This window comes from Rhodococcus sp. ACT016, from assembly GCF_050477185.1.
In the GTDB taxonomy this organism is placed as follows: Bacteria; Actinomycetota; Actinomycetes; order Mycobacteriales; family Mycobacteriaceae; genus Prescottella.
This window is the reverse complement of sequence record NZ_JBEAET010000001.1, coordinates 2388188-2414429: the sequence shown is the minus strand read 5'-3', so window position 1 is coordinate 2414429 and position 26242 is coordinate 2388188. Positions and strand designations below refer to the sequence as shown.

Below are 26242 nucleotides of genomic sequence, written 5' to 3'. Positions count from 1 at the left end.
CGGATACTCGCTATGAATGAGTTTGCATGATGGTGCATAATCATCCGTATGGGTACTTCTGGAGACTCTGGAGCTTCGGCGGCCGCCGGCCGGTCGCCGATCAAGGTCGCAATTGCGGGGGCCAGCGGGTACGCGGGCGGTGAGATCCTGCGCCTGCTGCTCGGCCACCCGGCCTACCGCGACGGTTCGCTGGTGATCGGTGCGCTGACCGCGGGCGGGAACGCCGGCACCACGCTGGGCTCGCACCATCCGCACCTGCTGCCGCTCGCCGACCGCGTCCTCGGCCCGACCGACATCGAGACACTTTCCGGGCACGACGTCGTGTTCCTCGGCCTGCCGCACGGCAACTCCGCGGAGATCGCGAAGCAACTGCCCGAGTCCACCGTCATCATCGACTGCGGTGCCGACTTCCGGCTCACCGACGCCGCGGCGTGGGAGAAGTACTACGGCAGCCCGCACGCGGGTAGCTGGCCGTACGGCCTGCCCGAACTGCCGGGCGGCCGGGACAAGCTGGTCGGCGCCACCCGGATCGCGGTGCCCGGCTGCTACCCGACGGTGTCGTCGCTGGCGCTGGCCCCGGCCGTCGCCGCGGGTGTGGTCGAGCCGCGCGTGAACGTGGTCGCGGTCAGCGGCACCTCCGGCGCCGGCAAGGCACCCAAGGCCGACCTCCTCGGATCCGAGGTCATGGGCTCCGTCCGGGCCTACGGCATCGGCGGCGCCCACCGGCACACCCCCGAGATCAAGCAGAACCTCTCCGCGGCCGCCGGCACCGACGTGACGGTGTCGTTCACGCCGGTCCTGGCCCCGATGCCCCGCGGCATCCTCGCGACGTGCACCGCGCCCACCACCGCGACCGCGGACGAGATCCGCGCCGTCTACGAGAAGGCGTACAAGGACGAGCCCTTCGTCCACGTGCTGCCGGAGGGGCAGCTGCCGCAGACCGGCGCCGTGGTCGGCTCCAACGCGGTGCAGATCGCCGTGACCGTCGACGCCGAGGCCGGACTGCTGGTCGCGGTCGCCGCGATCGACAACCTCACCAAGGGCACCGCCGGCGCTGCCGTCCAATCCATGAACCTGGCCCTGGGCCTGCCCGAGACCGATGGTCTCTCGACTGTGGGAGTTGCTCCGTGACAACCGATTCCGAGTTCGCTGCGCCCGATGCGGTCGAGATCGCCGGCGGTCGGCTGATCCGCACCCAGGGTGTCACCGCTCCCGCCGGGTTCCGCGCCGCCGGCATCAAGGCAGGCATCAAGGTCAGCGGCAAGTCCGACTTGGCGCTCGTGTTCAACGAGGGCCCGGAGCTGGCGGCCGCCGGTGTGTTCACCGCCAACAAGGTGAAGGCCGCGCCCGTGTTGTGGTCGCAGCAGGTACTCACCACCGGACGCCTGCGGGCCGTCGTCCTCAACTCGGGCGGCGCCAACGCCTGCACCGGTGCCCCGGGCTTCCAGGATTCGCACAAGACCGCCGAACAGGTGGCCGCGTCGCTCAGCGACTGGGGCACCGAGACCGGTGCGGTCGAGGTTGCGGTGTGCTCCACCGGCCTGATCGGTGACCGGCTGCCGATGGACAAGATCCTCGCCGGCGTCACCGAGATCGTGCACGAACTGGCCGGCGGCATCTCCGGCGGCACCGACGCCGCGCACGCGATCATGACCACCGACACCGTCCCGAAGCAGGCCGCGCTGCACCACGCCGACAAGTGGAACGTCGGCGGCATGGCCAAGGGTGCGGGCATGCTGGCGCCGTCGCTCGCCACGATGCTCTGCGTCGTCACCACCGACGCCGTCGCCACCGCCGAGCAGCTCGACGAGGCGCTGCGGCACGCGACCCGGATGACGTTCGACCGGCTCGACGTCGACGGCGCGACCTCCACCAACGACACCGTGCTGCTGCTCGCGTCCGGGGCGAGTTCCGTCGCGCCCTCGCAGGAGGAGCTCAACGCGGCCGTCCTCGCGGTGTGCGACGACCTGGCCGAGCAGATGATGGCCGACGCGGAGGGCGTCACCAAGCGCGTCCGCGTCACCGTCAACGGCGCGGCCTCCGAGCAGGACGCCCTCGTCGCCGCCCGCACCATCGCCCGCGACAGCCTGGTCAAGACCGCGCTGTTCGGCTCCGACCCCAACTGGGGTCGCGTGCTCGCCGCGGTCGGCATCGCGCCCATCACCCTCGACCCGGACCGGATCGCGGTGTCGTTCAACGGCAACCCGGTCTGCATCGACGGTGTCGGTGCGCCCGGCGCGCGCGAGGTCGATCTGTCGGGCATGGACATCGAGCTGGTCGTCGAACTCGGGGTCGGAGCGTCCAGCGCCAGCATCCGAACCACCGACCTTTCGCACGCGTACGTCGAAGAGAACTCGGCGTACTCGTCATGACCGAGTCCATCGAGAACCTCACGTCGAGCCAGAAGGCGTACGTCCTGGCCGAGGCGCTGCCGTGGCTGCAGCGCTTCCACGACAAGGTCGTCGTCATCAAGTACGGCGGCAACGCGATGATCGACGACGATCTCAAGAGCGCGTTCGCCGCGGACATGGCGTTCCTGCGCACGATCGGCATCCATCCCGTCGTCGTTCACGGCGGTGGCCCGCAGATCAACGCGATGCTGAAGCGCCTCGGCATGGAGGGCGAGTTTCGCGGCGGCTTCCGCGTCACGACCCCCGAGGTCATGGACGTCGTCCGCATGGTGCTGTTCGGTCAGGTCGGCCGCGAGCTGGTCGGCCTGATCAACGCGCACGGCCCGTTCGCGGTCGGCATCTCCGGCGAGGACGCGCGCCTCTTCACCGCGACCCGCCGCACCGTGCAGGTCGACGGCGAGGCCACCGACATCGGTCTCGTCGGCGACGTCACCACGGTCAACCCTGCGGCGGTGCTCGATCTCATTGCGGCCGGACGCATTCCGGTCGTGTCGACGATCGCGCCCGACGAGGACGGCGTCGTGCACAACATCAACGCCGACACCGCGGCCGCGGCACTGGCCGAGGCCATCGGCGCCGAGAAGCTCGTCGTCCTCACCGACGTCGAGGGTCTGTACACCGACTGGCCGGATCGCTCGTCGCTCGCGTCCGAGATCGACGCGGCCGCGCTGCGTCAGCTGCTGCCGAGTCTGGACGCCGGCATGGTCCCCAAGATGGAGGCCTGCCTGCGCGCCGTCGAGGGCGGGGTGCCCACCGCGCACGTCATCGACGGCCGCGTCGCGCACTCGGTCCTGCTCGAACTCTTCACCGGCGAGGGCATCGGCACGATGGTCGTTCCCGCCCCCGCACCCCACATCGCAACCACGGAAGGACTGGCATGACTGCCACGACGGATCTCCAGCAGCGCTGGTCCGGCGCACTGATGAACACCTACGGCGTGCCGCGGGTGGCGTTGGTCCGTGGCGAGGGTGCGGTCGTCACCGACGCGGACGGCAAGCAGTACCTGGATCTGCTCGCCGGCATCGCGGTGAACATCCTGGGCCATGCGCATCCGGCGATCGTCGAGGCGGTCACCACCCAGCTGTCCACCCTCGGACACGTGTCGAACCTGTACGCGAGCGAGCCGGCGGTCGCGCTGGCCGAGCACCTCCTCGCGCAGCTGGGTGTCGGAGACAGCGCCGGCTCCGTGACCGGTCGAGTGTTCCTGTGCAACTCCGGCACCGAGGCCAACGAGGCCGCGTTCAAGCTGGCCCGGGCCACGGGCCGGCGCAAGATCATCGCCGCCGAGAAGGCGTTCCACGGCCGGACCATGGGTGCGCTCGCGCTCACCGGCCAACCCGACAAGCGGGCCCCGTTCGAGCCGATGCCGCCCGGCGTCGAGCACGTGCCCTACGGCGACCTCGAGGCGCTCGACCGGGCCGTCGACGAGGACACCGCCGCGGTGTTCCTCGAGCCGATCATGGGCGAGGGCGGCGTCGTGGTGCCGCCCGAGGGCTACCTCGCCGGCGCCCGGCGGATCACCGCAGAACGCGGCGCGTTGTTGATCCTCGACGAGGTGCAGACCGGCATCGGCCGCACCGGCTGGTTCTACGCGCACCAGGCCGCGGGCATCGTGCCCGACGTCATGACCCTCGCGAAGGGCCTCGGTGGCGGCATGCCCATCGGTGCCTGCATCGCGACCGGCGCGGCCGCGGAGCTGTTCGGTCCGGGCAAGCACGGCACCACCTTCGGCGGCAACCCGGTGTGCGCGTCGGCCGCGCTCGCGGTCCTGAAGACGATCGCCGCCGACGACCTGCTGACCCGCGCCGACATGATCGGCAAGGTGCTCTCCACCGGCATCGAGGGTCTCGGGCACCCGCTCGTCGACCACGTCCGTGGCGCCGGTCTGCTGCTGGGTGTCGTGCTCACCGCGGACGTCGCCCCAGCCGTCGAGACCGCCGCCCGCGAGGTCGGCTACCTGGTGAACGCCGCGCAGCCCGGCGTGATCCGGTTGGCACCCCCGTTGATCCTCACCGACGAGCAGGCGGAAGGATTTGTCGCGGCGCTGCCGGGAATTCTCGATGCAGCTGCAGCGGAACCGGCAGGAGGCAAGTAGTACATGACGATCCGGCACTTCTTGAGGGACGACGACCTCACCCCGGCCGAGCAGGCCGAGGTTCTGGCCCTCGCCCGGGAGATCAAGGCGAACCCGTTCTCGCAGCGGCCGCTCGAGGGCCCGCGCGGCGTCGGAGTCATCTTCGACAAGAACTCGACCCGCACCCGCTTCTCGTTCGAGATGGGCATCGCGCAACTCGGTGGGCACGCCGTCGTCGTCGACGGCAGCAAGACGCAGCTGGGACGCGACGAGACCCTGCAGGACACCGGGCGCGTGCTGTCCCGCTTCGTCGACGCCGTCGTCTGGCGCACGTTCGGACAGGAGCGGCTCGAGCAGATGGCCGAGGGTGCGACGATTCCGATCGTCAACGCGCTGTCGGACCAGTTCCACCCGTGCCAGGTGCTGGCGGACCTGCAGACGCTCGCCGAGCGCAAGGGCGAGCTGAAGGGCCTGAAGCTGACGTACCTCGGCGACGGCGCCAACAACATGGCGCACTCGCTGCTGCTCGGCGGCGTCACCGCGGGCGTCCACGTCACGATCGCGGCACCGGTCGGGTTCGCCCCCGACCCGACGATCGTCGATGCCGCCCGCGTGCGGGCCGAGCAGACCGGCGCGATGATCACCGTCACCGACGACCCGCAGGCCGCCGTCGTCGGCGCCGACGCGCTCGTCACCGACACGTGGACGTCGATGGGCCAGGAGGATGACGGCCTGGACCGCGTCGGACCGTTCCGCCCGTTCCAGATCAACTCGGACCTGCTCGCCAAGGCCGCGCCGGACGCCGTCGTGCTGCACTGCCTGCCCGCGCATCGCGGCGAGGAGATCACCGACGAGGTCCTCGACGGCCCGCAGTCCGGGGCGTGGGACGAGGCCGAGAACCGGCTGCACGCGCAGAAGGCGCTGCTGGTGTGGCTCCTCGAGCGGGCCGGGACGCGGCCGTGACGTCGGCCCCGGGCGCGCAGCCGGCGGCCGCCGTCGCGCACACCCGCGCCGGCCGGCAGGCCCGCATCACCGCGCTCGTGGCCGAACGGCACATCCGCAGCCAGGCCGAACTCGCCGCGCTGCTGGCCGCCGAAGGCATCGAGGTGTCGAACGCGACGCTGTCGCGGGACCTCGAGGAACTCGGCGCGGTGAAGCTGCGGGCGGCCGACGGCGGCGCCGGCGTGTACGTGGTGCCGGAGGACGGCTCGCCCGTGCGGGGCGTCTCCGGCGGCACCGACCGCCTGTCCCGGCTGTTGGGGGAGCTGCTGGTGTCCACCGACGCCAGCGGCAACCTGGCCGTCCTGCGCACCCCGCCGGGGGCCGCGCACTACCTGGCCAGCGCGCTCGACCGGGCCTCGCTGCCCGACGTCGTCGGCACCATCGCGGGCGACGACACCATCCTCGTGGTGGCCCGTGAGCCGCTCACCGGAGCGGAGCTTGCCGCGGCGATCGAGCGCCTGGCCTGACCACTAGAATCTTTTCCGAACACTTCGATTTCTAAGGAGCACACACACCATGGCTGATCGCGTCGTACTCGCCTACTCGGGCGGGCTGGACACCTCCGTGGCCATCAGCTGGATCGGCAAGGAGACCGGCAAGGAGGTCGTCGCCGTCGCCATCGATCTCGGCCAGGGTGGCGAGGACATGGACGTCGTGCGTCAGCGTGCGCTCGACTGCGGTGCCGTCGAGTCGGTCGTGGTGGATGCCCGCGACGAGTTCGCGAACGAGTACTGCCTGCCGACGATCCAGGCGAACGCCCTGTACATGGACCGGTACCCGCTGGTGTCGGCCATCAGCCGCCCGCTGATCGTCAAGCACATCGTCGAGGCCGCTCGCGCCCACGGCGGCACCGTCGTCTCGCACGGCTGCACCGGCAAGGGCAACGACCAGGTCCGCTTCGAGGTCGGCTTCGGTGCGCTCGCGCCCGACCTCGAGGTGATCGCGCCGGTCCGCGACTACGCGTGGACCCGGGAGAAGGCCATCGCCTTCGCCGAGGAGAACAACATCCCGATCAACGTCACCAAGCGCTCGCCGTTCTCGATCGACCAGAACGTGTGGGGCCGCGCGGTGGAGACGGGCTTCCTCGAGGACCTGTGGAACGCGCCCACCAAGGACGTGTACGACTACACGCAGGACCCGACCCTGAACTGGAACAGCCCCGACGAGCTGATCATCAGCTTCGAGGCGGGCAAGCCGGTCGCGATCGACGGCAAGCCGGTCACGGTGCTCGAGGCCATCCAGGAGCTCAACAAGCGTGCGGGCGCGCAGGGCGTCGGCCGTCTCGACGTCGTCGAGGACCGTCTCGTGGGTATCAAGAGCCGCGAGATCTACGAGGCCCCGGGCGCGATGGTCCTCATTACCGCGCACCAGGAACTCGAGCACCTGACCCTGGAGCGTGAGCTGGGCCGCTACAAGCGCCAGATGGAGCAGCGCTGGAGCGAGCTGGTCTACGACGGCCTGTGGTTCTCGCCGCTCAAGGATGCGCTCGATTCCTTCGTCGCCAAGACCCAGGAGCGCGTCACCGGCGACATCCGCCTGTTCCTGCACGGCGGTGCCATCACCGTGAACGGTCGCCGCAGCCCGGAGTCGCTGTACGACTTCAACTTGGCGACCTACGACGAGGGCGACACCTTCGACCAGTCGTACGCCAAGGGCTTCGTCAACATCCACGGCCTGTCCTCCAAGGTCGCCGCGAAGCGCGATCTGGGCCTGTAACGATGGCCGAACACGGCACCAACGAAGGTGCCCTCTGGGGCGGCCGGTTCGAGTCCGGACCGGCCGCCGCCATGGCCGCCCTGAGCAAGTCGACGCACTTCGACTGGACGCTCGCGCCGTACGACGTGCGGGCCTCCCAGGCGCACGCCAAGGTCCTGCACAAGGCTGGGCTGCTCAGTGACGCCGACCTCGCGACGATGCTCGACGGCCTCACCCGGCTCGGTGCGGACGTCGCCTCCGGCGCGTTCGTGCCGGCGGAGTCCGACGAGGACGTCCACGGAGCGCTCGAGCGTGGGCTGATCGAGCGGGTCGGCCCCGAGGTCGGTGGCCGGCTGCGCGCGGGACGCTCCCGCAACGACCAGGTGGCCACGCTGTTCCGGATGTGGCTGCGCGACGCGGTCCGCCGGATCGCCGACGGCGTGCTCGACGTGGTCGACGCGCTGGCGGTGCAGGCCGCGGCGCATCCCGAGGCCGTGATGCCCGGCAAGACGCACCTGCAGGCGGCGCAGCCGGTCCTGTTGGCGCACCATCTGCTGGCGCACACGCATCCCTTGCTGCGCGACGTCGAGCGTCTGCGTGACTTCGACAAGCGGGCCGCGGTGTCCCCGTACGGATCCGGCGCGTTGGCGGGCTCGTCGCTGGGGCTGGATCCCGACGCGATCGCCGCGGAGCTGAACTTCGATTCGGCCGCCGAGAACTCGATCGATGCGACGTCGTCGCGCGACTTCGCGGCCGAGGCCGCGTTCGTGTTCGCGATGATCGCGGTGGACCTGTCCCGGATGGCCGAAGAGGTCATCATCTGGAGCACACCGGAGTTCGGGTACATCACGCTGGCCGACGCGTGGTCGACGGGATCGTCGATCATGCCGCAGAAGAAGAACCCGGACGTCTCGGAGCTGACCCGTGGCAAGGCCGGGCGTCTGATCGGCAACGTCACCGGCCTGCTGGCGACGCTCAAGGCGCAGCCGCTCGCGTACAACCGCGACCTGCAGGAGGACAAGGAGCCGGTGTTCGATTCGGTGGCGCAGCTCGAGCTGTTGCTGCCGGCCATCACCGGTCTGGTCTCCACCCTCGAGTTCCACACCGACCGCATGGAGGAGCTCGCTCCGGCGGGCTTCACGCTCGCCACCGACATCGCGGAATGGATGGTCCGTCAGGGCGTTCCGTTCCGGGTGGCGCACGAGGCGGCCGGCGCGTGCGTTCGCGTCGCGGAGGCTCGTGGGGTGGGACTCGACGATCTCACCGACGAGGAGCTCGCCGGTGTGGATTCGGCGCTGACCCCCGCGGTGCGCGAGGTCCTCACCGTGCACGGTTCGATCGCATCGCGCAGCGCGCGCGGCGGCACCGCCGGGATCCGTGTCGCGGAGCAGCTCGGTGGTGTGCGCCGCTCGGCCGACACGCTGCGGGAGTGGACCCGCGCGTAAGACGAACCGGACCGCCAGTCGGTGTAACCGCCGTCCCACACACGCAGTAGTGTGAAAGGCTCATCGAACAGTATGTGATGCAAGTCACGATGGGTTGCTGGGGGAGTGCACTGGTGAGTTTGAGCTCCGATTACGTGATGGGCCCTCTGCGGCGGGCAATCGCCACGGCGCAGAACGGTCTCGAGGTGGTGCGCCTCGGCGGTCTGGAGACGGGTGCGACACCGTCCCCGTTCCAGATCGTCGAGCGCGCCCCGATGTATCGGCTGCGTCGCTACTTCCCGGACACCGATCCGGCCGAGGCGGGGCCCCCGATCGTCCTCGTCCCGCCGATGATGATGTCGGCGGACGTCTACGACGTCACGCGTGACCAGGGTGCGGTCGGCATCCTGCACGAGATGGGGCTCGACCCGTGGGTGGTCGACTTCGGTTCCCCCGACACCGAGGAGGGCGGCTGGGACCGGACCCTCGCCGACCACATCGTGGCAATCAGCGAGATCGTCGACCTGGTTCACGACCACACCGGACGCGACGTCCACCTGTCCGGCTATTCGCAGGGCGGCATGTTCTGCTACCAGGCCGCCGCGTATCGGCGGTGCCGCAACATCGCCGGCCTCGTCACGTTCGGGGCGCCGGTCGACACCCTCGCCGCGCTGCCGTTCAACATTCCGGCGGGCGTCGCCACCAAGGGCGCGGACATCCTCGCCGATCACGTCTTCAACCGTCTCTCGATCGCCGGCTGGATGGCGCGCACGGGCTTCCAACTGCTCGATCCGGTGAAGACGGCCAAGTCTCGCATCGACTTCCTGCGGCAATTGCACGACCGCGAGGCGCTGCTGGCGCGCGAGCAGCAGCGCCGGTTCCTCGCCCAGGACGGCTGGGTCGCGTGGTCGGGCCCCGCGGTGGCCGAACTGCTCAAGCAGTTCATCGTGCACAACCGGATGATGACGGGCGGCTTCGTCATCAGGAACACCGCCGTGAGCCTCGCCGAGATCTCGTGCCCGATCCTGGCGTTCGTCGGCGAGGTCGACGACATCGGTCAGCCCCTCGCGGTGCGCGGCATCAAACGCGCGGCGCCGCGCGCCGAGGTGTTCGAATCGACCTTGCGCGCAGGACACTTCGGGCTCGTGGTCGGTTCGGCCGCGGCGGCGCGCACGTGGCCGACCACCGGCGAATGGGTGCGCTGGCGCGAAGGGATCGGGTCGCGACCGGAGTCGGTCGACGTCATGATCCACGACGAGCCGTCCGGTCACGACAGCGGTGTGAGCTTCGCCAACCGGGTCACCCACACCGTCGCGTCGATCGCCGAGGTCGGCGCCAGCGTGAGCAAGGGGATCGCGGATTTCGCCACCGACACCGTCCGCGGCACCCGCGAGTTGTCCATCGAGGCGGCGCGGGCGCTTCCCCGGCTGGTCCGGCTCGGCCAGCTGCAGCCGCGTTCGCGGATCTCGCTGGGCCTGTTACTCGCCGAGCAGGGCCGGCAGGCGCCCGGCGGCGAATGCTTCCTGTTCGACGACCGCGTCCACACCAACGCCGCCGTCAACACAAGGATCGACAACGTCGTGCGGGGCCTCATCCACGCCGGTGTCCGGCCCGCCACCCATGTCGGTGTCCTGATGGAGACCCGCCCCAGCGCGCTGGTCACGATCGCGGCGCTGAGCAGGCTCGGCGCCGTCGCCGTGCTGCTGCCGCCCGGCGGGGACCTCCATGAGGCGATTCGCCTGGGTAGGGTGGAGCGGATCGTCACCGACCCCGACAACCTCGAGGACGCCGTCGAGAGCGGCAAGCAGGTGCTGGTGCTCGGTGGTGGCGAGTTCCGCGGTCTCGCCGTCGAACTCGGGCCGGACGTCGTTGACCTCGAGCAGATCGATCCGGCCGCGGTGGCCCTACCCGGCTGGTACGTCCCGGACCCCGGTCTGGCCCGCGAACTCGCGTTCGTGATCTTCAGTGGGTCGTCCAGCAGCCTCGAGGCTAAGTTCATCACCAACCACCGGTGGGCGCTGTCGGCGTTCGGCACCGCGTCGGCGGCGTCGCTCAGCCGCGGCGACACCGTGTACTGCCTTGCACCGCTTCATCATTCGTCCGGTCTGATGGCGACCCTCGGTGGTGCGGTGGCGGGTGGGGCGCGCATTGCGCTGTCCCGCGGCCTGGATCCGGAGCGTTTCGCGGAGGAGGTCCATCGCTACGGCGTCACCGTCGTCAGCTACACGTGGACCATGATGCGGGAGATCCTCGACGCCAAATCGCTCCCGCTCGAACACGGCCACCCGGTGCGCCTGTTCATCGGGTCCGGCATGCCACCGGGGCTGTGGCGCCGCACCATCGAGCGCTTCGCCCCGGCGCAGGTGCTCGAGTTCTACGCGTCCACCGAGGGCGATGTGGTTCTGGTCAACGTCTCGGGTGCCAAGATCGGCTCCAAGGGGCGGCCGCTGCCGGGCAGCGCAGAGGTGCGGCTCGGCGCCTACGACCCGATCGAGGGACGGCTGCTCGAGGACGAGGACGGGTTCGTCCGCGAATGCGCCGACGACGAGGTGGGGCTGCTGCTCGGACGCGCGGGCACCCGATCGGAGGTCGCGCCCGGCATGATGCGCGGCGTCTTCGCGGCCGGCGACGCGTGGGTCCCGACGGAGAACCTCTTCCGCCGTGACGCCGACGGCGACTACTGGCTCGTCGACCACAAGCGCACCGTCGTCGGCGCTGCCTGCGGACCGGTGTTCACGCAACCGATCGTCGACGTCCTCGGCGAGATGCCACAGGTCGACCTCGCGGTCGCATACGGCGTGCCCGCCGGTGAGCACCAGGTGGCCGTCGCGGCGATCACCGTCCACGACGGGCGGGTGCCCACCGCCGCCGAGCTCACCGCCGCGTTGGGACAGTTGCCGACGGCGCAGTGCCCGGACGTCGTGCACGTGGTGGACCGGATCCCGCTCGGCGCGTCGTACCGGCCTGGGACGGCCGAGCTTCGCGAGGCCGGGCTGCCGAAGCCGAGCACGCGCGCGTGGTACCTCGACGCCCCCACCGGCAGGTACAAGCGCTTCACGAAGGCGGCCGCGGCCCGGTTCGGTGATGCGCCGGAGAAGCCAGGTGGGGTGCCCGCGTAGCCCGTCCGAATCCGACTTGTAGCCTGGACCAGCCGAGATTCCGGACGGCCCGAGAGGACTGAAGTGGCTATTGATCCCACCCTGCTCAGCATTCTGGCGTGCCCGCAGGACAAGGGGCCGTTGCTGTTGGTCGGCGACGAGGTGCTGTACAACCCGCGGCTGCGCCGCGCGTACCCGATCGAGAACGGCATCCCGGTGCTGCTGATCGACGAGGCACGCGACGTCACCGATGCCGAGCATGAGGACTTCGTCGCCCGCGGCGCCGCGGCGTCGGAATCCTGAACCCTCATTCGAGCGGCCCGGTGAGGTAGCGCTGTAGCGTCGGCGCGACCAGTCGGGCGACCTCTTCCGTCGAGAGCGCGCCGAGTGCCTCGATGCCCAGGAGATGGCGGGTGAGGAACAGCCCGGCCATCTGTGAGGCGACGAGCGCGACGCGCAGCTCACCGGTTCCGGGCGGCGAATCGACCCGCGGGGCGACGCCCCGGAGGGCCACTTCCAGCAGGAAGCTGCGCAGCAGTCGTTCGCGACCACCCGTGAGCGCCGATCGCACCGCCGCGACGACCGCGGGCTGGTGTGGTGAGTCCCAGATGCCGATCACGGTGCGTGCGAGTGCCTCGCCGAGTTCGTCCACCGGCACGGACCCGAACGCCCTGAGGATCGCCGTCGGATCCATCGGCAGTGCGATCGCCTCGACGAGCAGTTGCTGCTTCGTCCCGAAGTAGTGGTGCACCAGCGCCGAGTCGACGCCCGCCTCGGACGCGATCGATCGGATCGTGGTGTGGTCGAACCCCTTGTCGGCGAACTGATCTCGGGCAGCGCGCAGGATCCGGTCGCGCGTCACCGGCGGGCCCGGACGGCGTCCGGGCCGGGTCGGTGGCGCCGTCGAGTCCACCATCACGGAGTGCGGCGGCGGAGCGTCGCGGCTCCGAGGCCCAGTGCGACGACGACGAACAGTACGACGATCCCGAGGTCGCGCCACATCAGCGCCGTCGTTCCGGGATGTGTCGCCACCTGCTGCAGCGCCTCGACCGCGTAGCTGAGCGGGAGCACGTTGCTGATCCACTCGAGCCACTGCGGAAGCTGCCCGCGCGGCACCAGCAGACCGCACAACAGGAGCTGCGGAATCACGATCACGGGCATGAACTGCACGGCTTGGAACTCGGTGCGCGCGAAGGCGCTGCACAACAATCCGAGGGCGACGCCGAGCACCGCGTTGACCACGGCGATCAGGATCACCCAGAAGACGCTGCCCTGCGTGGTCAGGCTCAGGAATCCGAAGGCGACGAGACACGCCAGCGCCGCCTGCGCGGCCGCGGCCGTCGAGAAGGCAGTCCCGTAGCCGGCGAGGAGATCGAGTTTCGACAGGGGAGTGGTCAGCAGCCGTTCCAGGGTCCCGGAACTGCGTTCGCGTTGCATCGCGATCGATGTCACCAGGAACATCACGATGAACGGGATGATGCCGAGCATCGTGATTGCGATCCGGTCGAACAGCGGAACCTGCCCGGGTGGGGTCGGCACGTTCTGGTACAGGAAGTAGAACAACACCATGATCAACGACGGGACGAACAGGATCATCGCGACCGTCCGTCGGTCCGTGCGGAGCTGACGGAGGATGCGGGTGGTGCTCGACGCGTAGATGCGCGGATTGACGATCATTGCTGGACTCCCACCTGCTGGTCCCGGATCAGGACGAGGAACGCCTCCTCCAGGTTCGACTTGCCGGTGCGCCGACGCAGTTCGTCCGGCGGCACGTGTGCCAGCAGCCGGCCTTCGCGCAGGAGCAGCAGGCTCTCGCAGTGGTCGGCCTCGTCCATCACGTGGCTCGACACCAGCAGCGTGGTGCCCGACGCCGCCAGCGATGCGAAGTGCCCCCACAGCTCGGCGCGCAACACCGGGTCCAGGCCGACGGTCGGTTCGTCGAGGACGAGCAACTCGGGGCGGCCGACCAGCGCGCACGCCAGGGACACCCGGCTGAGCTGACCGCCGGACAGGTCACCGGCGGCGTGGTGCGCGTGCGAACTCAGTCCGACCGCGTCGATCGTCTCCGCCACCGCGTCGCTCCCTCGCCCGTAGAGCGAGGCGAAGTACCGCACGTTGTCGCGGATGCTGATGTCGAGGTACACGCTGGGGTCCTGGGTGACGTAGCCGATTCGACGACGCAGCGACGGCGATCCTGCCGGTCGCTCGAGCACCGTCACCTCTCCCGACTCGATGATCTGGGTGCCGACGATGCATCGCATCAGGGTGGTCTTGCCGCAGCCCGACGGCCCCAGCAACCCGGTTATCGACCCGTAGGGAATCGACAGGCTCATGTCGCGCAGCGCGGGTGCACCGCCGCGGCGCACGTTCAGGCCACGTATCTCGACGGCGGGTGCGAGCGAATCCGCAGCGAACGGTTCGGATGTTCCGGTCATGTCGACCTCGATTCATCGGGTGATGAACTCATCGCTCGATGAATTATTTGTCCGCTGCGCGGCCCGGGTCAACGGTTCTCCGGTATCGAACGCGCATACGTGCACAATCGTGATCGTGACCTCCACCGGCCGAGACGCACTCCGGAACGTCGAACATCCGCTCGACGCTGCGCGGGTCGTCCTCGGGGCAACGCTGACAGTCGGCACCGTCCGCGCGCGGATCGTCGAGGTCGAGGCGTACGGCGGAGAGCGGTCGGGGCCGTGGCCCGATCCCGCGTCGCACTCCTACCGGGGCCGGTCGCCGCGGAACGCGGTCATGTTCGGCGAAGCCGGGCACCTGTACGTGTACCGCAGCTACGGCATGCATTTCTGCGCGAACGTGTCGTACGGGCCTGATGGCATCGCCGGCGGCGTCCTGTTGCGTGCCGCCGAAATCGTCGACGGTGCCGAACTGGTGGCCACGCGACGTCCGGCGATCCGCAGGCCGGCCGACGCCGCCCGCGGGCCCGGAAACCTCGGTTCCGCGATGGGGCTCACTCTCGACCACAACGGATTCGATCTCTTCGGTGTCGACCCGGGCATGCGCTTGCTGTTGGGGGAGGCCGGCGACTACCGCAGTGGTCCGCGGGTGGGCGTTGCGGTTGCCGCCGACGTCCCGTGGCGGCTCTGGCTCCCCGGTTCGGCGGCGGTGTCGGCCTATCGCCGCAGCCCGCGCGCACCCGCCCCCACCACACGGTGGGATGATCGGGTGCGTGACTGAGAACATCCTTGACGAATTGACCTGGCGGGGGCTCATCGCCCAGTCGACCGATCTGGACGCACTGCGTCGTGAAACCGAGGCCGGTCCAGTCACGTTGTATGCCGGATTCGATCCCACCGGACCGAGCCTGCACGCCGGCCACCTCGTGCCACTGCTCGCCCTCAAGCGCTTCCAGCGCGCCGGCCACCGGCCCATCGTCCTCGCCGGCGGGGCCACCGGAATGATCGGTGACCCGCGCGACGTCGGCGAGCGCACCATGAACTCCGCGGACACGGTCGCCGACTGGGCGGAGCGCATCCGCTCGCAGCTCGAGCGGTTCGTCGACTTCGACGAGTCGCCGACCGGCGCCGTCATCGAGAACAACGCGAACTGGACCTCGAAGCTCACCGCGATCGACTTCCTGCGCGATATCGGCAAGCACTTCTCGGTGAACGTCATGCTCGCCCGCGACACCGTCAAGCGGCGCCTCGAGTCCGACGGCATCTCCTACACCGAATTCAGCTACATGCTGCTGCAGGCGAACGACTTCGTACACCTGCGCCGCAACTACGGCTGCACGGTCCAGGTCGGTGGCTCCGATCAGTGGGGCAACATCATCGCCGGCGTCGACCTGAACCGGAAGCTCGACGGGGCATCCGTCCATGCGATGACGGTGCCGCTCGTGACGTCTGCCGACGGCAAGAAGTTCGGCAAGTCCACCGGTGGCGGCAGCCTGTGGCTCGATCCCGAGATGACCAGCCCGTACGCCTGGTACCAGTACTTCGTGAACACCGGCGATGCCGACGTCATGCGCTACCTGCGTTGGTTCACCTTCCTCACGCAGGAAGAACTCGCCGAGCTCGAGACCGCGACCGCCGAGCGCCCGCAGGCGCGTGAGGCGCAGCGCCGCCTCGCCGCGGAGATGACCACGCTGGTGCACGGGCAGGCCAACACCGATGCAGTCGAGCACGCGAGCAAGGCGCTGTTCGGTCGCGCCGAGCTGAGTGAGCTCGACGAGTCGACGCTGGCCGCCGCGCTGAAGGAGGCGTCCATCGCCGAGATCGGGGCCGGTCAGCCGCGCACCATCGTCGATCTCCTCGTCGCGAGTGGGCTGTGCGAGAGCAAGGGAGCGGCGCGGCGCGCGGTCAAGGAGGGCGGTGCCTACGTGAACAACCAGCGTGTCGAGGCCGAGGACTGGGAGCCCGGAACCGCGGACATGCTGCACGGACAGTGGCTGGTCATCCGTCGCGGCCGCAAGAACTTCGCCGGCGTCAAGGTGCTCGCGGGCTGACGTGGCGGGCGTCACGTCGCACTAGTTGGGCCCTGAGGGGGCGGGATTCGTCCCGCCCCCTTCGTGTTACCTGGGGTTTCTTGGACGGGCATCGAGTGGTGGGGTGCCTGACCAGGCGATTTGGCGAATGGCGGCGAAGCCCCGTAACTTATTCCAGGTCAGAGCGACACGGACACCGACCCGGACGCGATCTTCACAGGTCAGCGAGGGAAAACGAGGTTGTACGGGGAGCGCCTGATTCACCCGGAAGTTTGGCTTCCCTGCCTCGTGTAGGGTGGTTGTAGTGCGTCCGGGTGGCCCGGATGGGGAGCGAGTTTGCACTTGCTTCTCGGGTGGGATAAGCTGGAACGGTTGCCCCGGAACGAGGAACTGCAAAGTTTCGAGTGATGGTGTGCGCGTGTTCTTTGAGAACTCAACAGTGTGTCGATGAATGTCAGTGCCAAATTATTTGGTACTCCACGCCATCATTTTCGATGGGGTGGGTATTTGCTGATCGTCTCATTCTTCCGTCTGGGGCGGTCAGTGCAAGCTAGTTTGAGTTTTTACGCTAGTGATTTGACTCGATGTCTATGGCTGATTGCCGGTTCGCCGGCCAATCTAGAGTCTTCAACGGAGAGTTTGATCCTGGCTCAGGACGAACGCTGGCGGCGTGCTTAACACATGCAAGTCGAGCGGTAAGGCCCTTTCGGGGGTACACGAGCGGCGAACGGGTGAGTAACACGTGGGTGATCTGCCCTGCACTCTGGGATAAGCCTGGGAAACTGGGTCTAATACCGGATATGACCTCCGATCGCATGGTTGGGGGTGGAAAGGTTTACTGGTGCAGGATGGGCCCGCGGCCTATCAGCTTGTTGGTGGGGTAATGGCCTACCAAGGCGACGACGGGTAGCCGGCCTGAGAGGGCGACCGGCCACACTGGGACTGAGACACGGCCCAGACTCCTACGGGAGGCAGCAGTGGGGAATATTGCACAATGGGCGAAAGCCTGATGCAGCGACGCCGCGTGAGGGATGACGGCCTTCGGGTTGTAAACCTCTTTCAGCAGGGACGAAGCGAAAGTGACGGTACCTGCAGAAGAAGCACCGGCCAACTACGTGCCAGCAGCCGCGGTAATACGTAGGGTGCGAGCGTTGTCCGGAATTACTGGGCGTAAAGAGCTCGTAGGCGGTTTGTCGCGTCGTCTGTGAAAACCCGCAGCTCAACTGCGGGCTTGCAGGCGATACGGGCAGACTTGAGTACTGCAGGGGAGACTGGAATTCCTGGTGTAGCGGTGAAATGCGCAGATATCAGGAGGAACACCGGTGGCGAAGGCGGGTCTCTGGGCAGTAACTGACGCTGAGGAGCGAAAGCGTGGGTAGCGAACAGGATTAGATACCCTGGTAGTCCACGCCGTAAACGGTGGGCGCTAGGTGTGGGTTTCCTTCCACGGGATCCGTGCCGTAGCTAACGCATTAAGCGCCCCGCCTGGGGAGTACGGCCGCAAGGCTAAAACTCAAAGGAATTGACGGGGGCCCGCACAAGCGGCGGAGCATGTGGATTAATTCGATGCAACGCGAAGAACCTTACCTGGGTTTGACATATACCGGAAAGCCGTAGAGATACGGCCCCCCTTGTGGTCGGTATACAGGTGGTGCATGGCTGTCGTCAGCTCGTGTCGTGAGATGTTGGGTTAAGTCCCGCAACGAGCGCAACCCTTGTCCTGTGTTGCCAGCGCGTAATGGCGGGGACTCGCAGGAGACTGCCGGGGTCAACTCGGAGGAAGGTGGGGACGACGTCAAGTCATCATGCCCCTTATGTCCAGGGCTTCACACATGCTACAATGGCCGGTACAGAGGGCTGCGATACCGTGAGGTGGAGCGAATCCCTTAAAGCCGGTCTCAGTTCGGATCGGGGTCTGCAACTCGACCCCGTGAAGTCGGAGTCGCTAGTAATCGCAGATCAGCAACGCTGCGGTGAATACGTTCCCGGGCCTTGTACACACCGCCCGTCACGTCATGAAAGTCGGTAACACCCGAAGCCGGTGGCCTAACCCTTGTGGAGGGAGCCGTCGAAGGTGGGATCGGCGATTGGGACGAAGTCGTAACAAGGTAGCCGTACCGGAAGGTGCGGCTGGATCACCTCCTTTCTAAGGAGCATCTCCCCACACACCCCGAACAGTCGGGGAGCGTGTGAGGGCAGAGCCACTTCGGATTCACACGTAATCCGGTGGTGCTCATGGGTGGAACACTGACAAGCTCATCCACGGATCAGCGGGCCCGAGTGCCGGCTGGTGGGTGATATATCGGCATACTGTTGGGTCCTGAGAGAACACGCGAGTGTTTCCTCGAAGGAAGAAACGACAACATCTGGGCGTGGTCATACCGCGGTGGTTATTCTGCCGGCTGGTGCCACATGAAGTCTGGGTGTTGTGTGTTGTTTGAGAACTGCACAGTGGACGCGAGCATCTTTGTTGTAAGTGTTTAAGAGCGTACGGTGGATGTCTTGGCACCAGGAGCCGATGAAGGACGTAGGAGGCTGCGATAAGCCTCGGGGAGCTGTCAACCGAGCTGAGATCCGAGGATTTCCGAATGGGGAAACCCAGCCACAGTGATGTGTGGTTACCCGCGCCTGAATATATAGGGCGTGTGGAGGGAACGTGGGGAAGTGAAACATCTCAGTACCCACAGGAAGAGAAAACAACATGTGATTCCGTGAGTAGTGGCGAGCGAAAGCGGAAGAGGCTAAACCATGGGTGTGTGATAGCCGGCGGGCGTTGCATTCGTGGGGTTGTGGGATCCGTCTTGTCAATTCTGCCGGATTGGCCGACAGTAAGAAATCATCGTGTTAGTCGAAGTGGTCTGGAACGGCCTGTCGTAGAGGGTGAGAGTCCCGTAGACGAAAACATGGTGACTGTCGTGACGGACACCCGAGTAGCAGCGGGCCCGTGAAATCTGCTGTGAATCTGTCGGGACCACCCGATAAGCCTGAATACTCCCTGGTGACCGATAGCGGACTAGTACCGTGAGGGAAAGATGAAAAGTACCCCGGGAGGGGAGTGAAATAGTACCTGAAACCGTGCGCTTACAATCCGTCAGAGCCTTCGCACCTTCGGGTGGGGGGTGATGGCGTGCCTTTTGAAGAATGAGCCTGCGAGTTAGCGGCATGTCGCGAGGTTAACCCGTGTGGGGTAGCCGTAGCGAAAGCGAGTCCGAATAGGGCGTTTTCAGTGGCATGTTCTAGACCCGAAGCGGAGTGATCTACCCATGGCCAGGGTGAAGCGACGGTAAGACGTCGTGGAGGCCCGAACCCACTTAGGTTGAAAACTGAGGGGATGAGCTGTGGGTAGGGGTGAAAGGCCAATCAAACTCCGTGATAGCTGGTTCTCCCCGAAATGCATTTAGGTGCAGCGTCGCGTGTTTCACTCTGGAGGTAGAGCTACTGGATGGCCGATGGGCCCCACAAGGTTACTGACGTCAGCCAAACTCCGAATGCCAGAGTGTGAGAGCGCGGCAGTGAGACTGCGGGGGATAAGCTTCGTAGTCGAGAGGGAAACAGCCCAGATCGCCGGCTAAGGCCCCTAAGCGTGTACTAAGTGGAAAAGGATGTGGGGTCGCGAAGACAACCAGGAGGTTGGCTTAGAAGCAGCCACCCTTGAAAGAGTGCGTAATAGCTCACTGGTCAAGTGATCCTGCGCCGACAATGTAGCGGGGCTCAAGTACACCGCCGAAGCCGCGGCATTCACATAACACCCCGGATGGTTTACGGATCGTCCGGCAGTGGTGTGGATGGGTAGGGGAGCGTCGTGCAGCCATGGAAGCGCCGGAGTGATCCAGGTGTGGAGGCTGCACGAGTGAGAATGCAGGCATGAGTAGCGAAAGACGAGTGAGAAACTCGTCCGCCGAATGACCAAGGGTTCCTGGGCCAGGTTAATCCGCCCAGGGTGAGTCGGGACCTAAGGCGAGGCCGACAGGCGTAGTCGATGGACAACGGGTTGATATTCCCGTACCCGTGTGAACGCGCCCCTGGTGAATCAGTGATGCTAAGCGCCCTGAAGCCATCTTCGAACCTTCGGGTTCTCCGGTGGTGGATGCGCGTGAACCGATCTGGTAGTAGCCAAGCGATGGGGTGACGCAGGAAGGTAGCTGAGCCAGTCAGTGGTAATACTGGTGTAAGCGTGTAGGGCGTGACCTAGGCAAATCCGGGTCACATGTAGCCTGAGACGTGATGCGTAGCCGATTGAGGCGAATTCAGTGATCCTATGCTGCCGAGAAAAGCCTCTAGCGAGCTTTCACACGGCCCGTACCCCAAACCGACACAGGTGGTCAGGTAGAGAATACTAAGGCGATCGAGATAACTGTGGTTAAGGAACTCGGCAAAATGCCCCCGTAACTTCGGGAGAAGGGGGGCCTCTGCTGGTGATCGGACTTGCTCCGTGAGCTGGTGGGGGCCGCAGAGACCAGAGAGAAGCGACTGTTTACTAAAAACACAGGTCCGTGCGAAGTCGTAAGACGATGTATACGGACTGACGCCTGCCCGGTGCTGGAAGGTTAAGAGGACCGGTTAGCCAGTAATGGCGAAGCTGAGAATTTAAGCCCCAGTAAACGGCGGTGGTAACTATAACCATCCTAAGGTAGCGAAATTCCTTGTCGGGTAAGTTCCGACCTGCACGAATGGCGTAACGACTTCTCTGCTGTCTCAACCACAGACTCGGCGAAATTGCATTACGAGTAAAGATGCTCGTTACGCGCGGCAGGACGAAAAGACCCCGGGACCTTCACTATAGCTTGGTATTGGTGTTCGGTTCGGTTTGTGTAGGATAGGTGGGAGACTGTGAAGCATGCACGCCAGTGTGTGTGGAGTCGTTGTTGAAATACCACTCTGATCGTATTGGACATCTAACCTCGGACCATGATCTGGTTCAGGGACAGTGCCTGGTGGGTAGTTTAACTGGGGCGGTTGCCTCCCAAAATGTAACGGAGGCGCCCAAAGGTTCCCTCAGCCTGGTTGGCAATCAGGTGTCGAGTGCAAGTGCACAAGGGAGCTTGACTGTGAGACTGACAGGTCGAGCAGGGACGAAAGTCGGGACTAGTGATCCGGCACCGGCAAGTGGAAGCGGTGTCGCTCAACGGATAAAAGGTACCCCGGGGATAACAGGCTGATCTTCCCCAAGAGTCCATATCGACGGGATGGTTTGGCACCTCGATGTCGGCTCGTCGCATCCTGGGGCTGGAGTAGGTCCCAAGGGTTGGGCTGTTCGCCCATTAAAGCGGCACGCGAGCTGGGTTTAGAACGTCGTGAGACAGTTCGGTCTCTATCCGCCGCGCGCGTTAGAAACTTGAGGAAGGCTGTCCCTAGTACGAGAGGACCGGGACGGACGAACCTCTGGTGTGCCAGTTGTTCCGCCAGGAGCACTGCTGGTTAGCTACGTTCGGAAGGGATAACCGCTGAAAGCATCTAAGCGGGAAGCCTGTTCCAAGATGAGGTTTCTCACCCCCTCGAGGGGGTAAGGCCCCCGGCAGACCACCGGGTTGATAGGCCAGAACTGGAAGTCCGGTAACGGATGGAGGTGACTGGTACTAATAGGCCGAGGACTTACCACAAAGAAGCTACGCGTCCACTGTGCGGTATCTGAAACAACACACAGATACCATTCACCCCCAACACCCCGAAGCCTTCGTGGCCGGCGGGTGGTTCGGGCGGGGGAATTGAATGTGTGACAGTTTCATAGAGTTACGGCGGCCATAGCGGAGGGGAAACGCCCGGTCCCATTCCGAACCCGGAAGCTAAGCCCTCCAGCGCCGATGGTACTGCACTCGACAGGGTGTGGGAGAGTAGGACACCGCCGAACATCCGTTACCGAAAGGGGACCCGACACACTGGGTCCCCTTTCGTGTTTTGTACGAAAGGAATGGCTGTGTCGGAAAGCAGTGGTGAACGTCGCAACTTCCGCGGAGACGGGACCCACCGTTCCGAAGGACACCGCGGCGACCGACCGTCGGACCGTCGTGGTCCGCGCGATGAGCGACGTCGGGAACCGAGAGACGGCCAGGATCGTGCCAGCGGCCAGGGGCGCGGCACCGGACAGTGGCGTGATCGCGACGACCGTCGCGGTGACGATCGCCGAAGCGATGCCCGCGGAGGCGACGACCGCCGTGGTGGCCCGCGCCGAGACGACAACCGCGGAGAACGTCGCGGAGACGACCGCCGGCAGTTCGCAGGCCGAGGTGACGATCGTCGCGGCACCGGTGGCGGACCTCGCCGCCGCGGCGTCGAGGGCGGTTTCGGCCCGGCCCGCGGCCGCGAGGCCGTCGGCTCGCAGCGCCGCGACGCTCGCCCCGACGAACCGGACATCCCCGATGAGGTCGAGGCGAGCGAACTCGATCCGGCGGTCCGCCGTGACCTGCTGAGCCTGGACAAGAACAACGCGAACGCGGTCGCGCGTCACCTGGTGATGGCGAGTCGCCTGATCGACGATGATCCCAGGTTGGCGCTCGCGCACGCTCGTGCGGCGCGGCAGCGGGCCGGCCGCATCGCAGTGGTGCGCGAGACTGCAGGCATCACTGCCTATCACGCCGGCGAATGGGCCGAGGCCCTGTCGGAACTGCGTGCCGCGCGACGCATGTCCGGTGGTCCGGGGTTCCTCGCGGTCATGGCGGACTGCGAGCGTGGCCTCGGTCGGCCCGAGCGTGCCATCGAACTCGGCCGCAGCGACGAAGCCCGGGCCATGACCGGCGACGAGGCGAGCGAGCTGCGGATGGTCGTCGCGGGTGCCCGCATGGACCTCGGGCAGTTCGACCAGGCTGTCGTCACGCTGCAGACGCCCGATCTCGACGCCAAGCGCACGGGTTCGGCGGCGGCGCGCCTGTTCTACGCATATGCCGACGCGTTGGTCGCGGCGGGACGGGTCGAGGACGGCCTCAAGTGGTTCCTCAACTCCGCGGCCGCCGATGTCGACGGTGACACGGACGCAGAGGAGCGTGTGGCCGAACTGACCGGGGAAGGGCAGTGACGCAGCCCGTCGCCGCACTGCGGGAGAAGTTCGACGTTCTGCTGCTCGATCTGGACGGCACCGTCTACCAGGGCCCGGAGGTGATTCCGGGCGCCCGGGAGGCGCTGGCCGCGGGCGATCAGCGTCAGCTGTACGTCACCAACAATGCGAGCCGGAGTCCGGCCGAGGTCGCGGAGCATCTTCGTGAGCTCGGATTCGACGCGGCAGTTCAGGACGTCGTCACCAGCTCGCAGTCGGCGGCGCGTCTGCTGTCGGAGAAGCTCGATCCGGGGGCCGTGGTCCTGGTGGTCGGCACCGAGGCTCTCGCCGACGAGGTCGAGCGCGTCGGTCTGCGACCTGTCCGACGGTTCGAGGACGCGCCGGTCGCGGTCGTCCAGGGGCACTCGCCGGCGACCGACTGGGCGATCCTCGCCGAGGCGACGCTCGCGATCCGTGCCGGTGCGTTGTGGATTGCCGCGAATATCGATTCGACCCTCCCGACCGAGCGCGGGTTGGTACTTGGCAACGGATCGATGGTGGCCGCGCTGCGCACTGCGACGGGACGCGATCCGATCGTCGCGGGCAAGCCTGCCGCGCCCTTGATGGAAGATGCTCTCCGTCGGGCCGGCGCGTCGCGGCCTCTGGTCGTCGGCGATCGGCTCGATACCGACATCGCCGGTGCGAACGCGGTCGGCGTGGAGTCGCTGCTGGTGCTGACCGGCGTCAGCACGACGGCTGACCTGCTGCGTGCCGACGAGATGCATCGTCCGACCTACGTCGCCGAGTCGCTCGACGCGCTCAACCGGCCGGCTGCATCCTCGGCGGTCGCGAATCACCCCGGGTGGCGTGTCGAGTTCGTCAGCGGTGACCTCGTCGTCCACTCGGACGATCACGGGGCCACCGGCACCTCGGGTGCCGATCGGGCCGGGGCATTCCTGGCGGTTCTCGACGCCGCGTGGCATCATCCCGAGTTCGTCCGGTTACGGGCAGCCGATGACACGGCACGGGCGGCGGTCTCCGTCCTGGTCGGCGTAATGTGACCGAACGGCGAACTGTCCCGCTGGGGGCTGTCGTCGGTGGTCCGTTGTCGTGCGAATGGGCTAGGTTTGCACCGATGAGCACGTCAGTACCACTTCCAGGCCAGCACCTCCCGGGATCCGGCGGCGGTGTCGATCCGGCGGATGTTCACCACCGTGTCGACGCCCTGCTCGAGCGGTTGAACGACGCCAGTGGCGACGTCGACGACGCTTCGACGCTCGGGGTGCAGGTGCAGATTCTCGAACGGGCTCACGATGTTCTCGTTGAGTCCCTGGCAGCAGTGGACAAGGTCTGAGGTGGCACGTCGAGCAAGAGTCGATGCGGAACTGGTGCGGCGAGGTCTCGCCCGTTCGCGTGAGCAGGCTGTGGAACTGATTGCGGCCGGTCGCGTCCTCATCGCTGGAACCGTAGCGACCAAGCCCGCAACCGCGATCGAGGCGGGGACCCCGCTGCTGGTCACAGACGTCGACGAAGAGATCTCGTGGGCTTCGAGGGGTGCGCACAAGCTGCTCGGTGCCCTCGACGCGTTCGTGCCACAGGGGCTGACGGTCGACGGGCGTCGCTGCCTCGACGCGGGAGCGTCCACGGGTGGATTCACGGACGTCCTGTTGCACAACGGCGCCCGCGAGGTCGTCGCGGTCGACGTCGGATACGGCCAGCTGGTGTGGCGACTGCAGTCGGATGACCGCGTGCACGTCGTCGACCGCACCAATGTCCGGTCGATCGACGCCGAAACGATCGGTGGTCGGGTCGATCTCGTTGTGGCCGACCTGTCGTTCATCTCCCTCAAGCTGGTGCTGCCCGCGCTCGTCGCGTGCGTCAACGATGGGGCCGATCTGGTCCCGATGATCAAGCCACAGTTCGAAGTCGGCAAGGAACGCGTCGGATCCGGTGGCGTGGTGCGTGACCCCGAGTTGCGTGCCACCGCCGTCATCGAGGTCGCCGAGGCTGCCGCCGAGCTGGGTCTGCGGACGGTCGGCGCGGTCGCGAGTCCGCTGCCGGGCCCGTCGGGCAATGTGGAGTACTTCCTCTGGTTGCGCAAGGAGACCGTCGCGGCGGCCGCCGACACGGGTGAAGGCCCGTCGGTCGAGGAACTGGTTCGTCGCGCTGTCGAAGAGGGGCCCCAGTGACTGGTCTGTCGGCTTCGGCTGCGCCCGAGCGCCAGATCCTCCTGGTGGCCCACACCGGCCGCGCGGAGATCACCGAGACCGCCCGCCGTGTGGCCGAGATCTGTGCGCGCGCCGGGATCGCGTTGCGTCTGCTCGAGAACGAGGTGGACGTCGACCGGATCGAGTCCTTCGAGGCAGGACCGGGCAAGCCGGTGGTCAGCGTCGTCCCGGAAGGTCCCGGGGCTGCCGCGGACTGCGAGATGGTGATCGTGCTCGGTGGCGACGGGAGTTTCCTTCGCGCAGCCGAACTCGCCCAGTCCGCGGACGTGCCGGTGCTCGGCATCAACCTCGGCCGGATCGGATTCCTGGCCGAGGCGGAGGCCGAGCATCTCGAGACGGCGATGGCCCAGGTGGTCCGCCGCGAGTACCGGATCGAGCACCGGATGACGGTCGATGTGTTGATCCGCGTCGAGGACCGGATCGTGCAGCGCGGATGGGCGCTCAACGAGGCGAGCATCGAGAATCGTTCTCGCCTTGGCGTGCTCGAGGTGGTGCTCGAGGTCGACGGCCGGCCCGTGTCCGCGTTCGGCTGCGACGGCGTGCTCATCGCGACACCCACCGGGTCCACCGCGTACGCTTTCTCCGCGGGCGGGCCAGTGGTGTGGCCGGAACTCGAAGCGCTGCTGGTGATTCCGAGCAACGCCCACGCGCTGTTCGCGCGTCCACTGGTCACGAGCCCCGAGTCGATCATCGCGGTCGAGACGGTCGCCGACAGCCACGACGGCCTCGTCTTCTGCGACGGCCGCCGCACACTGGAGCTACCGGCGGGCGGACGAGTCGAGGTGGTCCGGGGCAAGGATCCGATTCGGTGGGTCCGACTCGATTCGGCTCCGTTCGCGGACCGAATGGTGCGCAAGTTCGATCTTCCGGTGACGGGGTGGCGAGGGAGGAAACGGTAG

At 66.9% G+C, this 26242-nt stretch carries 20 protein-coding genes and 3 rRNA genes; 19 read left to right on the top strand and 4 right to left on the bottom strand.

Annotation, left to right across the window (positions count from 1 at the left end; all coding sequences use genetic code 11):
- Window positions 1-48 precede the first annotated feature (48 nt).
- From argC to ACQ5DX_RS11120, 10 genes are all read left to right on the top strand, one after another.
- Entirely contained in the window at window positions 49-1131 is a 1083-nt protein-coding gene (argC, locus tag ACQ5DX_RS11165) for an N-acetyl-gamma-glutamyl-phosphate reductase (protein ID WP_430332681.1), read from the top strand.
- Entirely contained in the window at window positions 1128-2372 is a 1245-nt protein-coding gene (gene argJ, locus ACQ5DX_RS11160) for a bifunctional glutamate N-acetyltransferase/amino-acid acetyltransferase ArgJ (protein ID WP_430332680.1), read from the top strand. The genes argC and argJ overlap by 4 nt, the downstream gene beginning before the upstream one ends.
- Complete coding sequence (argB, locus tag ACQ5DX_RS11155) at window positions 2369-3292, top strand: acetylglutamate kinase (RefSeq protein ID WP_430332679.1); 924 nt, start codon at window positions 2369-2371, stop codon at window positions 3290-3292. Before argJ ends, argB begins: the two co-directional genes overlap by 4 nt.
- A complete protein-coding gene (locus tag ACQ5DX_RS11150; RefSeq protein WP_430332678.1) occupies window positions 3289-4506 on the top strand; it encodes an acetylornithine transaminase in 1218 nt (405 codons plus the stop codon). The genes argB and ACQ5DX_RS11150 overlap by 4 nt, the downstream gene beginning before the upstream one ends.
- Window positions 4507-4509: 3 nt before the next feature.
- Window positions 4510-5448, top strand: coding sequence for an ornithine carbamoyltransferase (argF, locus tag ACQ5DX_RS11145; protein WP_430332677.1), 939 nt, complete (start codon window positions 4510-4512; stop codon window positions 5446-5448).
- Entirely contained in the window at window positions 5445-5954 is a 510-nt protein-coding gene (locus tag ACQ5DX_RS11140) for an arginine repressor (protein WP_430335626.1), read from the top strand. Before argF ends, ACQ5DX_RS11140 begins: the two co-directional genes overlap by 4 nt.
- Before the next feature lie 49 nt (window positions 5955-6003).
- Window positions 6004-7203 (top strand): argininosuccinate synthase, encoded by a 1200-nt coding sequence (locus ACQ5DX_RS11135; protein ID WP_430332676.1) that lies wholly within the window; start codon window positions 6004-6006, stop codon window positions 7201-7203.
- 2 nt (window positions 7204-7205) lie between these two features.
- Window positions 7206-8627, top strand: a complete 1422-nt coding sequence (argH, locus tag ACQ5DX_RS11130; RefSeq protein ID WP_430332675.1) for an argininosuccinate lyase — start codon at window positions 7206-7208, stop codon at window positions 8625-8627.
- A 77-nt stretch (window positions 8628-8704) separates the two neighbouring features.
- Window positions 8705-11725, top strand: a complete 3021-nt coding sequence (locus ACQ5DX_RS11125; RefSeq protein ID WP_430332674.1) for an acyl-CoA synthetase — start codon at window positions 8705-8707, stop codon at window positions 11723-11725.
- Between the two features lie 63 nt (window positions 11726-11788).
- On the top strand, window positions 11789-12007 hold the full coding sequence (locus ACQ5DX_RS11120) for a Trm112 family protein (RefSeq protein WP_430332673.1): 219 nt from the start codon (window positions 11789-11791) through the stop codon (window positions 12005-12007).
- Window positions 12008-12011: 4 nt separating this feature from the next.
- On the opposite strand, the gene ACQ5DX_RS11115 is transcribed toward ACQ5DX_RS11120, so the two are convergent.
- The 3 genes from ACQ5DX_RS11115 to ACQ5DX_RS11105 are packed head-to-tail and all read right to left on the bottom strand — an operon-like array spanning window position 12012 to window position 14139.
- Complete coding sequence (locus tag ACQ5DX_RS11115; RefSeq protein ID WP_430332672.1) at window positions 12012-12620, bottom strand: TetR family transcriptional regulator; 609 nt, start codon at window positions 12618-12620, stop codon at window positions 12012-12014.
- Complete coding sequence (locus ACQ5DX_RS11110) at window positions 12620-13381, bottom strand: ABC transporter permease (RefSeq protein ID WP_430332671.1); 762 nt, start codon at window positions 13379-13381, stop codon at window positions 12620-12622. The genes ACQ5DX_RS11115 and ACQ5DX_RS11110 overlap by 1 nt, the downstream gene beginning before the upstream one ends.
- Entirely contained in the window at window positions 13378-14139 is a 762-nt protein-coding gene (locus ACQ5DX_RS11105; protein ID WP_430332670.1) for an ABC transporter ATP-binding protein, read from the bottom strand. The genes ACQ5DX_RS11110 and ACQ5DX_RS11105 overlap by 4 nt, the downstream gene beginning before the upstream one ends.
- A gap of 109 nt (window positions 14140-14248) precedes the next feature.
- Between ACQ5DX_RS11105 and ACQ5DX_RS11100 the strand changes: the two genes are divergently transcribed.
- The 7 genes from ACQ5DX_RS11100 to ACQ5DX_RS11070 all read left to right on the top strand — a co-directional run bounded on the left by ACQ5DX_RS11100 (window position 14249) and on the right by ACQ5DX_RS11070 (window position 24176).
- On the top strand, window positions 14249-14899 hold the full coding sequence (locus tag ACQ5DX_RS11100; RefSeq protein WP_430332669.1) for a DNA-3-methyladenine glycosylase: 651 nt from the start codon (window positions 14249-14251) through the stop codon (window positions 14897-14899).
- A complete protein-coding gene (tyrS, locus tag ACQ5DX_RS11095) occupies window positions 14892-16169 on the top strand; it encodes a tyrosine--tRNA ligase (protein ID WP_430332668.1) in 1278 nt (425 codons plus the stop codon). The genes ACQ5DX_RS11100 and tyrS overlap by 8 nt, the downstream gene beginning before the upstream one ends.
- Before the next feature lie 606 nt (window positions 16170-16775).
- A 16S ribosomal RNA gene (locus ACQ5DX_RS11090) occupies window positions 16776-18294 on the top strand.
- Window positions 18295-18618: 324 nt separating this feature from the next.
- A 23S ribosomal RNA gene (locus ACQ5DX_RS11085) occupies window positions 18619-21748 on the top strand.
- A gap of 131 nt (window positions 21749-21879) precedes the next feature.
- Window positions 21880-21996 (top strand): 5S ribosomal RNA (gene rrf, locus ACQ5DX_RS11080).
- Together the 16S, 23S and 5S rRNA genes form the textbook arrangement of a ribosomal RNA operon.
- Window positions 21997-22056: 60 nt before the next feature.
- Complete coding sequence (locus ACQ5DX_RS11075) at window positions 22057-23157, top strand: hypothetical protein (protein ID WP_430332667.1); 1101 nt, start codon at window positions 22057-22059, stop codon at window positions 23155-23157.
- Window positions 23154-24176: an HAD-IIA family hydrolase gene (locus tag ACQ5DX_RS11070; protein ID WP_430332666.1), complete on the top strand. Its 1023-nt coding sequence runs from the start codon at window positions 23154-23156 to the stop codon at window positions 24174-24176. The genes ACQ5DX_RS11075 and ACQ5DX_RS11070 overlap by 4 nt, the downstream gene beginning before the upstream one ends.
- A gap of 83 nt (window positions 24177-24259) precedes the next feature.
- Here the strand turns inward: ACQ5DX_RS11070 and ACQ5DX_RS11065 are convergent, their stop codons facing one another.
- On the bottom strand, window positions 24260-24427 hold the full coding sequence (locus ACQ5DX_RS11065; protein WP_430332665.1) for a hypothetical protein: 168 nt from the start codon (window positions 24425-24427) through the stop codon (window positions 24260-24262).
- A 43-nt stretch (window positions 24428-24470) separates the two neighbouring features.
- Here ACQ5DX_RS11065 and ACQ5DX_RS11060 point away from each other — a divergent pair, with 43 nt between their 5' ends.
- Window positions 24471-25304, top strand: coding sequence for a TlyA family RNA methyltransferase (locus ACQ5DX_RS11060; RefSeq protein WP_430332664.1), 834 nt, complete (start codon window positions 24471-24473; stop codon window positions 25302-25304).
- Complete coding sequence (locus tag ACQ5DX_RS11055; protein ID WP_430332663.1) at window positions 25301-26242, top strand: NAD kinase; 942 nt, start codon at window positions 25301-25303, stop codon at window positions 26240-26242. The genes ACQ5DX_RS11060 and ACQ5DX_RS11055 overlap by 4 nt, the downstream gene beginning before the upstream one ends.